Genomic DNA, 12,404 nt, shown 5'->3' with positions numbered 1-12,404 from the left:
TGACGCACTCGCTATTCGTCTGACTAAAACGCTTACAAACAAGGAAGAAATATGGCACGCCAATTTGATAACTTTTATAGTCATGGGGCAATTAGCTTTAGTGACTTTGTTAATTGTGTTTCTAGCTTATATACAGGTCCAGCTTGCTTGGATGACAGTACATTGAGGCTGCTGGCTGAAATGTTGTATCGGCTATCGCAAAATAAGCAATTTCTCGCGGCACAAGTTGCGGGTAGTAGTAATTACCAACATCATGCGCGAGGGATGGTGGACAATGATGATCTATATGTACTTTATGAAAATAAACGACCATTTTTTAAAGTATGTGCACAGATTTGGCATCCAACGCCAAAGCGGGGAACTCAGCGCTGCTTTATTCCACAAGTGCGGGACTACAATTTTACGGCATTGACGACCTGTTATTTTGGCCCCGGTTGTGGCAGCAAGCTCTATCAATATGAATATAGAAAGGACTTACAGCAAGGCGATCACTGTGATTTGCAGTTTGGGCAGTTTTATCAATTTACCCCTGAATCTGTACTCTTTACCGAAGCATCGAGAGATGTCATAGCCCAAGCTTTACCCAAAAGTTTGAGTATCACCATCAGCTTACAGTTAGAGCAAAGGCCACATGCTTGCTTTGTGTTTGACAAGTCATCTGGTCGCGTGCAGCGCGTTATCGTTGAGTTACCGTCGCAATGCGCTAATACGCCAAAGCCCCTAGTGCTCGAAAGCTAAGCTAGTTTGTTGGAAAAAGCTCGGAAAAGTCAATTAATTCGCAATTTTCCGTCTTTTATAGCTGTAACAAAAACGCAAATATGTTACTTGTAGTTGCATCTATGAGAATAGCGTGAGCACTTTATTGCAGTCTCATATTCTTAATAAAGTGCTTATATCCATTTGCTTTTTCAAATTGGTATGACTATTCCATCAGCAGCCAGATCTGCACTGGTATTTTAGCTTTGACAACAACCTTAATGGAGCGGCGTAATAATGAATAAAATAAGCTTGGTAGCACTCTCTGTTGTGCTAGGTTTGAGCGGATGTGCTCAAGACAAGCCAACAACAGAAACTACATCTGTTGCTAAAACCACTGAATCAACTCTCTCTCGTGCAGAAATCGACAAAGTCGTAGAACAGTACACCAAGCAGTTTATTAACCACGAACCCGCACTTGCCACTTCGCTCAAATTATCAAGCAGTGAATATGGTCACTACGCCAATAGACTGCCAGATTACTCGGTTGTCGGTATGCAGGCGCTACAGGTGGATATGAACGCAGCCGCAGATAAATTAAAACAATTACAATCGGGCGTGGCGAACTCTGATGACTTGTTGCACCTTAAAGTAAATGAAGTTATTGCCCGTTATTATGCCGGTGATAAGGGCTTCTCAGCAGGTTATATTGATACTTGGGGCGGACACCTGCCATACATTGTTAACCAGTTGTCTGGCCCATTGTTGGATATTCCTAATGTGCTAAAAGATCAGCATGGAATTGAAAGTGAGCAAGATGCAAAAGACTATGTTGCGCGCCTAAATGCCTTTGTTGAAGTCACGAAGCAAGTTGCAAGCAAGGTAAAAGCGGATGCCAATAAAGGCGTAATTTTACCAAAAGTATTATTTCCAAACACGCTAGGTTATTTAGATAACTTCACGGCGCCAAGTGGTACAGAACATCCTTTGGTTGCGTCGTTTAAAGATAAACTTGCGAATATTGATGGTATTACGGATAAAGCCGCCGCTGATTATGTTGCACAGGCAACACAAATAGTTGAGCAAAAGCTTTATCCTGAGTTTAAAAATGTGTCTGCGATTATGCACGCTCTAGAGAGCAAAGCGCCTGAAAATGTCGGTATTTGGGCCCAACCAAATGGCGAATCTTTCTACCAGCATGAAATCACCTATTTGGCGGATTCTGATATGAGCGCGGAAGAGATCCACCAAATTGGCCTTGCTGAGGTGGAGCGTATTTCAAAGCGTATGGACGAAATCCTTAAGCAAAATGGCTATTCACAAGGCACAGTTGGTGAGCGGATGAAGCAGCTCAATGAAGAGTCGAGATTTTTATATGCAGATTCTGACGAAGGTCGTGAAGCGTTATTGTCGTTCTTGCGTGGTGAAATAGGGACAATTTTACAAAAAGCGCCAGATTATTTTTCTACTATTCCACCGCAACCTGTTGAAGTTAAACGTATACCAAAAGCCGTGGAAGCAGGGGCACCAGGTGGTTACTACAACGGTCCATCGCTTGATGGCAGTCGCCCAGGGGTATTTTCAATCAACCTAAAAGACATGAAAGCAGTACCAAGCTTTGGCATGAAAACCTTAACGTATCATGAGGCTGTTCCTGGTCACCACTTCCAAATTGCGCTTAATATGTTGCAAACAGAAATCGGTTTGATGCGTCAAAATGCCTCATTTAATGGCTATGTTGAGGGCTGGGCGCTGTATTCAGAGCTATTGGCATACGAAATGGGGATGTATAAGGACGACCCATTTGGAGACTTAGGTCGTCTGCAAGCTGAGGCATATCGTGCGGCTCGATTGGTGGTTGATACGGGCCTACATTATAAAAAGTGGACACGCGACCAAGCGATCACGTATTTTGCTGATGCAACTGGTACGGCGATGAGCGATGTGGTATCGGCTATCGACCGTTATATCGCTTGGCCAGGACAAGCGCTTGGTTATAAGTTAGGTATGCTTAAATTGGTTGAACTTAGAGAGCATGCTAAACAGCAACTGGGCGATAAGTTTGATATTAAAGCATTCCACGACGTGGTGTTGCTAAAGGGCGCAAGGCCAATGGCGCTTGTTGAAGAAGATATCAAGACTTGGATTAATTCTCTGAAGTCGTAAATACACTTTTCGGCTTGAAGTCAGTACGCGATACTGGCTTCAAGCTGATGTTATTTAAAAAACCTTATAGCACTTGTTCACACTTACCGTACTTAAATTCGCTATCATAATTTGCAATTCGGCTTTGCCACGGCATTTTCAATAATTTCTTTGCTGCGATGTATATCTTTCTTTTTCAGCTCAAGTCCTGCTTCATCTTCATTTTTGACCGGTTGATAAGCGAGCTTTGCATAAAGCGCAAAGTGATCTGACCCTATGTTGTTGAGCCTTTTAATATCGATCACTGTGAAATGGTGACTCGAAAACAAATGATCCAGCGGCCAACGTGCAAACGGGTACTGTGCATGAAAAGTGTTAAACATGCCTCGGCCAACTCTCGGATCAAGAAGCCCACTTATTTTCCTAAATAATCTCGTGGTTGGTGACCAAGCAACATCATTGAGATCGCCAGTGACAATGGTGGGCAGTGGCTCATTTATGACGCGTTTGGCGACAACCACCAATTCCGCATCCCGCTCAATGGCCGTTTCGTTTTCGGTGGGGCTTGGCGGTGCCGGATGCAAAAAATGGGTTTGGAGCATGATATGGGGAGCGATCCTGAGTTTTGCATGTATCGAAGGTACGCCTTCTTCAACGATATACTCACATTTTGCCTCGTCTAGCGGGTAGCGAGAATAAACGTGCATGCCGTATAAATTGGATTGTGGACATTTAACGCTGTAGGGCAGTATGTCCAGCAATGAGTCTAATTGTTGCTCCCATATCTCATCACTTTCTAACGTGACTAAAATATCAGGTTGATGTACCCGGACTTGCTCCAGCAGCAAATTAAACTGTCGATTGGTTTGCAGTACATTGGCGGTGATCAAACTAATTGTGTGAGTATTGGTTGTCGCTTTTTTTACCTCGACAGGCCAAAGCGGGGTGTAGGGTAAAATCCACCACAGTTGAAAACTTAAACAACCTAATAGAGAAATGGCAGCAAGCGCGGCTACACTTTGAAGATTAAGATAGAAAATGGACAGCAGTAGCGTAAATGCGGTAATAACAACGAGCTGAAGTCGCGGGAACTCCATTGCTCTCACACTCCAATGCGGATGTTTAGCAAGTGGCAATAGCGTAGCTAGTAGGATAAAACCACACAGCGCGACGATAACCCAAGTCATGAAATTCCTCAGCAAATAGATGAATTTAAGAAGTATATTTCATGTTAGCTGAAATCGCTGTGAATAGCATCGGGTCTAGGCGCTTGCCTAAACCCGATACTCGTCAGGGATATCTATACCAAATAAGTCGAGATTAGTTTTGGTACGGAGTGTTTTCCGCAAAATATTCATGGCTGTCAGCATTTTGAATTGCTTGACTTGGATTTGAGTTTGCTAAGTTTTTCGCACCAGATTGGCCATAAACGATGTCATCTGTACCTGCAACGGCATTAAAGTGGCTTAGCTCATGAACAATCGTGCCCGCACGTGAATCCGTACCTAGCTCATTTGCGCTCCAAAATGCGCGACATAGATATACTTTGTATGGTTGATTTGGGTATACATAAGCAAAGTATGATTTGTTACAACTACAGTCAAAAGTGAGATCTTGGTTGTCGATTGCATCATTGATTGCGTTGAAGTTAGATTTCACGGTTGCATAGCGGCTGCTTGTCGCTGCGCCAAACCAAGTTTGATAACGCGTAGACGGGTTGCTCGCTGAGTGGCTATTTAAGTAAGCAACAGAGTCATTAGTAATTTGGTCCGCAGCATTGAGTGCTGACAAAATACTGGTTTTTTCACTGTTACTACAACGACCTGTAAAACAAGTGCCATCAGTACAGTCTGCTGCACCAGCGACTGGTTTTGCGTTAACTTGGAGATTACCTTTGCTTAATGCTACACCTTCAAGCCAAAGATTGACCGAATTTGAACTGAGTTCTGCTACATCTGCACGCATCATCGATTGCTGCCCCATCGTTCTTGTAGTCATGCTTGGGATTTCTTTTTTACCGAAAAGGTCAAATGATTCAACATCATAACTAATTTCGTAGTTACCTGGCTGGCTAAGATCATAAAGGCCCGAAAGCTCAAATGATTTAGTGAGCGTTTCGCCAGACTTTAGCTTGATAAAGTCAGCTTCGGTAGGAGCTGGGCGTTTGTAGTGAGGGCCAAAGAAATTAACTTCTTTACCATCACGCGTAATTTTAAAAATATGCTCTTCTTCGAGATCTGTATACCAGCTTAAGATTTTTTGGTTACCTTTACCCTGATTGGTGATGTTTAGCGTCGCAATAACATCGCCATTGCTTTTTGTGTCGACATCAACGCTTACCGCTAGGTCTTTATTCATTGCTTGAGCATTCAGTGATGCGGTTACGGCTGCTGCGAGTAACCCGGTAGATAGTGTGCGTGATAGTAGCTTCATTATTTCTTCCTGTTGAGGTTGCTACAGTCTCTCGGCTGGCAGGTACAAAACCAGTTGTGAGGACTGAGTTTACTTGTTGTCATTTCGTTATTTTTAAAGGTGAATTCACTCTTCACTTTTAATTAACAATAATATATTCGATGTTTCAAGCAGAATTTTCACAATAGAGCTAAAAAGTTTACATTAAAAAATTACCAATAATTTCAAATAACTGTAATGTTATTGAAAAGTATGGATAAATTTAATACAAAACTGGGGAGCGGGTAGTTGTGAATTTATTGTTTCATTCACATTGATTTACATTGTGGTGTTTGAAATGGTATTCCAACCGAAGTTGGAGTGGCACTGATGTTATCTAGTTAGCCATTATCAGTGCCAAACTGGGTCTTAGATTTCGGTAATGATATCGTCGATAGCAAAGCGAGATTTAGGTAATTTAGCATTAAAATCACCTTCGTCTCGATAGCCCAACGCGACAATGGCAAGGGCATCAAAGCCTTGCTCAGTTAACCCAAGTTCATTGCTGAGAATTTCAGCGTCAAAACCCTCAATGGGCACAGAATCTATACCGAGTAGTGCGGTACTTAGTAAAAATTGCCCAAGATTTAAGTAAACTTGTTTGCCAGTCCATGCTTTGATTGCTTCATCGCTGGTTTGATTTAAGCCGACAAAATAGCGACGGCCATTATTCATTTGTGCTTCTACCTCAGAGCCTTTTTCAAATCGGCCGTCGGCACTTTCTTTGGCAAGCACTTTATCTAAATGTGCATCATCTATATTTTGTTTTGCAGCAAATACAACAACATGTGATGCGTTAAGTACTTTGGCTTCATTAAATTTGTAATTCTCTTGTGTGCTTTTAGCCACCTGAGTTTTGCCTGTCTCAGTACTTGCGATGACGAAATGCCATGGCTGAACGTTGGTACTAGATGGGCTCAGCCTTAGTACTTGCTTAAGTAGCTCAATATGTGAATCACTAATTTTTTTATTAGGATCAAAGGCTTTTGTGGAATAACGATTGTGAATTGCATCGCGTAATGTGTACATAACAGACTCCTAAAATTGCTTTCAAGGGATAATAGGGTTTTACATAATCAATAAAAAGATGATAATGAGTTAAATAGTTTCAAAAATTTTTTGAAAATGAATACACAAGATTTAATCGTCGTGATGAAAACGGCTAAACTTGGCAATATTAGTGCGGCGGCTGCGCAGTTAGATATGCAAGTTGCCACGGCGAGCGCTGCGATAAAGCGAGTGGAAAAGCACCTTGGCTTTCAACTTTTTGTGCGTTCTACGCGTAGCTTAAGGCTATCAAAGCAAGGTGAAACCTATTTGCCAATTTGCGAGCAGGCACTTGCGCTTTTGGCTGATGGCAAAAAACAGGTGCTTGATAACGACAACGAAATTGACGGTGAGCTAAGGTTAACCGCTCCGTCAGATTTTGGCCGTAATATTCTCCTTCCTTGGCTAGACGAATTACTTGATGAATACCCCAAACTTGCCCTGAAGCTTATTCTTAATGATCACAATCTCGACTTTTATCGTGACGGTGTTGATATCGCGCTGCGCTATGGTGCGCCTGAAGACAGTAGCTTCTACGGCTTTAAAATTTGTGATGTGCCATTACTGCTTTGTGCCTCTACGGAATACTTAGAAAAACAAGGTACGCCAAAGGATCACGAGGAATTAAGTGAGCACCAAGGGCTATTCTTTTTGATCAGAGGCAGTAAGTTTGATACGTGGAAACTGACGAAAAATGAGCAAACTTACAAAGTGGTGCTTAAAGGGCGTAGAACCAGTAATGATGCGGATGTGGTAAAGCGCTGGTGTGCGCAAGGAGCGGGTATTTCATTGCGATCCGCGATAGACGTAGCAGACCAACTAGAACAAGGTGTGGTGCAAAGTATATTAAATGACTATCGCGTTGAATGTAAGCCGCTGTGGTTGATCTGCCCGTCAAAGCAAATGATCAACCCAAGTGTGAGAGTGCTGCGCGATAAACTAAGAAAGTACTGCCAAGCGCTTGTAGAAAAGGCCGAGCGGTATAAATAGCTCTAGGATTTGGCAGAGTCCGTATTTTTTAGCTTGTCGGGTAAGTGGGTTGGATAACCAAACAGCGCCAACCATTTGCCTTTTAAAGTGTTTGCTTGTGAAAAGCGGTGGAACATATGACGCCACTGAGCAAAGTTAACATCTAAAGGGGTCTGCTTTGGTGCCGCACCTCTTATTCCATAACAAATTGTAATGTCTTCACGCTCCTCGATAAAGGTGCCAAAAAGCTTATCCCAAATGATCAGCACCCCGGCAAAGTTTTTATCTATATAGTCAGGATTACTGGCGTGATGGACTCTGTGGTGGGAAGGCGTATTAAAAATTCGCTCTACCATCCCTAATCGATTAACCGTTTGTGTATGAACAAAAAATTGAAAAGCTAAGTTGATTGCGACGATGGCAAATACCAAGGTCGGGGTAAATCCAAGCAGTATCATAGGCAGCCAGAACAGCCACATACCGACAATTGGGTATAGCAAGCTTTGGCGAAATGCAGTGGTAAAGTTCATGTTGTTAGAACTGTGATGGACCACGTGTGCACTCCAAAGCCAGTGAATACAATGTGATGCGCGGTGAAACCAGTAATACAAAAAATCTTGCAAAATAAACCCAAAAAGCAAAGAGAAGAGATTTAATTCGATTGTGAATAAGGCAAATTGATGGAGCCAGTAAAAGAGCGGCATCAGTACAAGTAAAGCCAACGCGTCGCTGCCTTGATGTAGCAACGCAAGTAGGGCATTGAGTAATGAATCTCGCCAATCATAGTGTTCGTGGTGCTTGATATACTCCCAGGCAACACAAAGTAAAAAGACGGGACTGAGTGCCAGTAAAATTAGCGATACATCAATCATATATAGCTCCTTCTTTAGCCATAGCTTTGGTACTTTATATGCACTAGCGTAACGGGTTAGCCATTGACAATCCTGCCAAACTGCGCCAACAATTTGTCCAAATACGACAAAAGGAACTGCAATGCACTCCACTTCGTTTGTTTATTTTTATAGTGCGTGGGTATATCTCCATGACCATTTTACCGATGACAAGAGACTGCAAGGCGAGTTTGCTGAGCTGGTAGCGTCACGACCTGAACGTGTAACACTCGTTGAGTACGAGCGGTTGCTTGAGGTAGGGCAGGAGTTAAGCGGCGATCCCTTGATTGGTTTTGAACTGGGTAAAGCCATTCAGTTGCATGACTATGGGGCGCTTGGTTATTTGGTCGAAACCAGTAAAGACTTGCAGCAAGCTATTACCTCATTATTGCACTACGACGCCATTGTCGCCGATATTGGCCTCGCTGTATTCACAAGTGATAGTGACAATGCCAAGTTAACTTGGCAACCAAAAACCTCGCTGGGTAAGCAAGCTATTTTGCGTAATATGACCGCTTGGGTGAGCGCTGCAAGGCAGCTTTTGCGATCAACTTTATCGCCTAGCCAACTCCAGCTTAGCTTTAGCGTGTGTGGCCTAGAATTACAGCGTTTGCAAAGTTGGTTTGGCTGCCCCGTATCACAAAACTGCCCTGAAAATGCACTGTCTTTTCCGTTAGATTTTCTTACCATGCCAGTCGCTACCGTCGACAGCCTAATGCACGAACATATTGAGCAAGCGGTTGCCAAAAGCGTATCAGCGCTTTGTGATAATCATGATTTAAAAACGCGTGTTGCCAATTTACTTGCGGCAAAGCACTCACTGACTGGAGTCAACCAAGCAAGTATGGCTAAGGCATTAAACATGAGTGTGCGTTCGATGCAGCGTAAGCTAAAAACACAACGCACCAGCTTTAGAGCCTTACTCGACCAAGAGCGAAAGCATCGATTTGAACAACTCATCGGCAACGCAAGGTTACTCGATATTGTAGACGCACTCGGTTTTACAGAGCAAAGTGCGCTGAATAAAGTTTGTTTAAAATGGTATGGGAAGTCACCGTCAAAGCTAAAGTGAAGAACCGAAGGTAGGTAAGTTTTGGTATGTTAGTCAAATTCCCAGCTTCGGTGCAAATACAGGGCGGGATCGAACTTTAAATTGACGAGTATTGGGGTTTTATGATCTGATTGCGCATCGCAATTTTTTAGGCCGTTACAATGAGCATCATCACGCACTTAGAGTGGATTGAAGATCCTAGAACCGATGTAAATATCAAACATAATCTTGTCGACGTCTTGTTTTTAACTTTGAGTGCCGTGCTTAGTGGCGCTGATGGATGGAAATCAATTCAAGAATTTGGTGAGTTGCAACTGGATTGGTTAAGGCAGCATCGTCCTTTTGAAAATGGCATTCCAAAACGTCATTGTATTACTAATATAATCAGGGCATTAGTACAGATTCTTTACTCAAGGCACTGTTAAATTGGATTAATTCTCGTCGTGAAGAAGCTCAAAAGCCACACATTGCGATTGATGGGAAAGTACTTAGAGGTTGCTGGAAAGACAATGTGTACAATGCGCTAAATGTGGTTAGTGCATTTGATGTTGATAATGGCCTAGCCTTGTATCAACAAGCTGCGCAAAAGAAGGGCCAAGAAGGTCAAATTGCCCGTGATATCATTGACATATTAGCGTGTAAAGGTTGCATTGTGACGCTTGATGCTCTGCATTGCCAAACGAAAACGTTGGAGACGATTGTAAAGAATAAGGGCGACTTTATTATCCAAGTCAAAGCCAATCAGCGTAATTTACACAATGCTATCGCTGAGCACTTTAAAGCTCACTTATGACAGCATGGGCTCACACGAAGAAGCACAAAGCAATGGTAATGCCCATAGCCGAGTTGAAAGTCGTCTAGTTATGCAGCTACCGATTAAATTATCACAGAAACTCAAAGAGAAATGGCCTCATGTCAAAATGGTGATTGAGGTTGCAAGAGGTCGTAAATTAGGCGACAAAACCAGTTATACCTCCCACTTCTATGTCAGTTCATTGGCGGTAGAGCCAGAGTTAGTGGCAAAAGCAATACGCGAACATTGGCACATAGAGAATCGGCTTCACTGGGTATTAGATGTTGTTTTCGAAGAAGATAAGTTAAAGGTATCAGACCCCGACGGGGCGGCACACATCGCTTTGTTCAACAGGGTATGCTTAAACATAATTAGGCAACATCAAGGTAAAAAAGACAGTTTAGCAGCGAAAAGAAGAGGAGCAGCTTGGAACGGTGATTTTAGGACGGAGTTACTCTTTGGTTAATCTATAAGCAAAGTGGAATCCCACCCTGTCTTTTGAATACACAAACTTTAGGTGGGTGTCAGCACAAACTGTATTATTATATTTTTATTGACAGCGACTCAGATAAGAGGTACAAATTTATTAGTTGAATTCCTACTTAACTATTGATAGAAATGTTTATTAATGCACAGGTAAATTTTGATACAAACTTTGATTATTTAATTGATGAAATATATAAAGAAAAAGAAATTGGATTATTAATAGAAAGAAGTAACCAAGGTGGTTGGCACTCTGAATACAAACTTCATCTTTCAAAAAACAAAGCATTCATGAGTATGTCGAAAGAAATATCTGAGATATCAAATTTCATATTAAAGAATAAGAAAAAAGTTAATCATACACTTGAATTAAAACAAATGTGGGCAAACATAAACAAAAGTGGTGATTGGAATTCTCCTCACAATCATTTAGATTCTAAAAATGAGAATGCTAAACCAGGATGGTCTGGAGTTCTTTATCTCAATATTGAAGAGTCTAAGATGGATTCTGGTGGTGATTTAATATTATTTTTTATAAATGAAAAAAACATCGTTGATAGATACTTCCATAAACCAAAGCAAAACCAAATGATACTCTTTTCTTCTGACACTCTTCACATGGTTACACCAAATAAGTCGAATGAAGACCGAATATCGATTGCTTTTAATCTAGTTTGAGAATTTTAAAATGGGAAATACTGCTAAAAGACCTATTCTAGATGAGATTTTAAATTACGAACATGATGATCTAGTTATTCGAATGGAAAATAAGTACAATCTAAGCCACTTAGAATCCTTGAGGATTTTTGGTTTGTTAAAAAAATTTTTATGGCTTTGCAATGAATCGAACTTTGATAAAGAAATGGAACATGTAGATATCATCATAGATGAGCCATTAACCATGATTGATGAATACTGGCACAACTTTATACTTTACACGAAAGATTATGAATCATTTTGTAAAAAATATTTTGGATACTTTTTACATCATAGTCCCACCTCTGAGTCTGATAAAGAAAAGTTCAAAGCGGAACATAAAAACCTAAGTGATTCAGATAGTAGGAATAAAATAATTGAAGAAAGAAGAAAAGTATACACGTATGTATACAAAAAATTAGGGGAAGAAACCTTTAAAGATTTTTACTTTGAATTACCAAAAAAGTACGTAAATAGATTGTAACCATAAAATTAAACACAAAACAAAAGGAGATTTAACAATGAAAAAAGACGTCAACGTAGAAGAAAAGAAAACCCAAGAAGATAAAATTGCTTCTAAAATTGAACTTGTTGAAGAAGCTTTACTAAGAAATGTTAATGGTTCTGGTAAGGAAGTGTGCACGAAAAGTTGTGCAGCAAAGAAAGGTCAAGAGTTATGCGGTGCAGGAGGTTGGGAATAACAATTAATAAAAAGACTAAAATTTAGTTGACATTTGCCATTTTAGTTAAAATCATAATTTAAAGTTAACTAAGGTGGCATTTCCTATAGAACAGGGTAAGAGCATACTTTGGTAACTAGTCGCCCCTGAAATCAATTTAATTTATTGAATTGTAACTCCCCCAAAAAATGAAACAGTTCATAAGTAGAATTTTCCATTAACTAAAATAGGAAAATTTACTATGAGAAAAAGCAAGTTCACCGAAACCCAAATTGTCAGCATGATCAAGGAAGCTGAGTCAGGTATTCCTGTACCAGGAATCTGCCGTAAACATGGCATCGGCCAAAGTACGTTTTATAAATAAGTTTGTGCTTATAAGTTTGTGCTGACACCCACCTAAAGTTTGTGTATTCAAATACAGTTTGTGCTGACACCCACCTACATATTGACGTATTCTAAAAATGCCACTTAAGTTTTAATACTGAAATGTAGTGATAGGTGTC

Annotated in this window: 11 protein-coding genes and 2 pseudogenes; 9 read left to right on the top strand and 4 right to left on the bottom strand. The window is 41.0% G+C overall.

The genetic code is table 11. From position 1 onward, the window contains the following. The first annotated feature begins 51 nt into the window (after window positions 1–51). Entirely contained in the window at window positions 52–738 is a 687-nt protein-coding gene (locus ABMY45_RS23590) for a hypothetical protein (RefSeq protein ID WP_010606242.1), read from the top strand. A 255-nt stretch (window positions 739–993) separates the two neighbouring features. After that, window positions 994–2,862 (top strand): DUF885 domain-containing protein, encoded by a 1,869-nt coding sequence (locus tag ABMY45_RS23585; protein ID WP_349289576.1) that lies wholly within the window; start codon window positions 994–996, stop codon window positions 2,860–2,862. Between the two features lie 104 nt (window positions 2,863–2,966). On the opposite strand, the gene ABMY45_RS23580 is transcribed toward ABMY45_RS23585, so the two are convergent. From ABMY45_RS23580 to nfsB, 3 genes are all read right to left on the bottom strand, one after another. Next, entirely contained in the window at window positions 2,967–4,028 is a 1,062-nt protein-coding gene (locus ABMY45_RS23580; protein ID WP_010606244.1) for an endonuclease/exonuclease/phosphatase family protein, read from the bottom strand. A 133-nt stretch (window positions 4,029–4,161) separates the two neighbouring features. Then, a complete protein-coding gene (locus ABMY45_RS23575; RefSeq protein WP_010606245.1) occupies window positions 4,162–5,274 on the bottom strand; it encodes a M35 family metallo-endopeptidase in 1,113 nt (370 codons plus the stop codon). Window positions 5,275–5,661: 387 nt separating this feature from the next. Beyond that, window positions 5,662–6,321 (bottom strand): oxygen-insensitive NAD(P)H nitroreductase, encoded by a 660-nt coding sequence (nfsB, locus tag ABMY45_RS23570; RefSeq protein WP_349289575.1) that lies wholly within the window; start codon window positions 6,319–6,321, stop codon window positions 5,662–5,664. A 96-nt stretch (window positions 6,322–6,417) separates the two neighbouring features. Here nfsB and ABMY45_RS23565 point away from each other — a divergent pair, with 96 nt between their 5' ends. Next, a complete protein-coding gene (locus ABMY45_RS23565; RefSeq protein WP_010606247.1) occupies window positions 6,418–7,329 on the top strand; it encodes a LysR family transcriptional regulator in 912 nt (303 codons plus the stop codon). Between the two features lie 2 nt (window positions 7,330–7,331). Here ABMY45_RS23565 and ABMY45_RS23560 read toward each other — a convergent pair whose 3' ends face one another. Continuing rightward, complete coding sequence (locus ABMY45_RS23560) at window positions 7,332–8,180, bottom strand: sterol desaturase family protein (protein ID WP_349289574.1); 849 nt, start codon at window positions 8,178–8,180, stop codon at window positions 7,332–7,334. 121 nt (window positions 8,181–8,301) lie between these two features. Here ABMY45_RS23560 and ABMY45_RS23555 point away from each other — a divergent pair, with 121 nt between their 5' ends. The 6 genes and pseudogenes from ABMY45_RS23555 to ABMY45_RS23530 all read left to right on the top strand — a co-directional run. Beyond that, a complete protein-coding gene (locus ABMY45_RS23555; protein ID WP_349289573.1) occupies window positions 8,302–9,270 on the top strand; it encodes an AraC family transcriptional regulator ligand-binding domain-containing protein in 969 nt (322 codons plus the stop codon). Between the two features lie 140 nt (window positions 9,271–9,410). Beyond that, a pseudogene (locus ABMY45_RS23550) lies at window positions 9,411–10,508 on the top strand (ISAs1 family transposase). 152 nt (window positions 10,509–10,660) lie between these two features. Further along, window positions 10,661–11,203 (top strand): putative 2OG-Fe(II) oxygenase, encoded by a 543-nt coding sequence (locus ABMY45_RS23545; protein ID WP_349289572.1) that lies wholly within the window; start codon window positions 10,661–10,663, stop codon window positions 11,201–11,203. A gap of 10 nt (window positions 11,204–11,213) precedes the next feature. Next, window positions 11,214–11,705, top strand: coding sequence for a hypothetical protein (locus ABMY45_RS23540; protein ID WP_206473288.1), 492 nt, complete (start codon window positions 11,214–11,216; stop codon window positions 11,703–11,705). 37 nt (window positions 11,706–11,742) lie between these two features. Further along, window positions 11,743–11,922, top strand: coding sequence for a hypothetical protein (locus ABMY45_RS23535; protein ID WP_206473290.1), 180 nt, complete (start codon window positions 11,743–11,745; stop codon window positions 11,920–11,922). 220 nt (window positions 11,923–12,142) lie between these two features. Then, window positions 12,143–12,262, top strand: a pseudogene (locus ABMY45_RS23530) (transposase); the annotation flags it as partial. Window positions 12,263–12,404: the final 142 nt, after the last annotated feature.

The sequence above is a fragment of the Pseudoalteromonas sp. XMcav11-Q genome (assembly GCF_040104525.1).
Lineage (GTDB): Bacteria > Pseudomonadota > Gammaproteobacteria > Enterobacterales > Alteromonadaceae > Pseudoalteromonas.
Note: the sequence above shows the minus strand (reverse complement) of the source record. Positions and strands in the feature narration are given on the sequence as shown.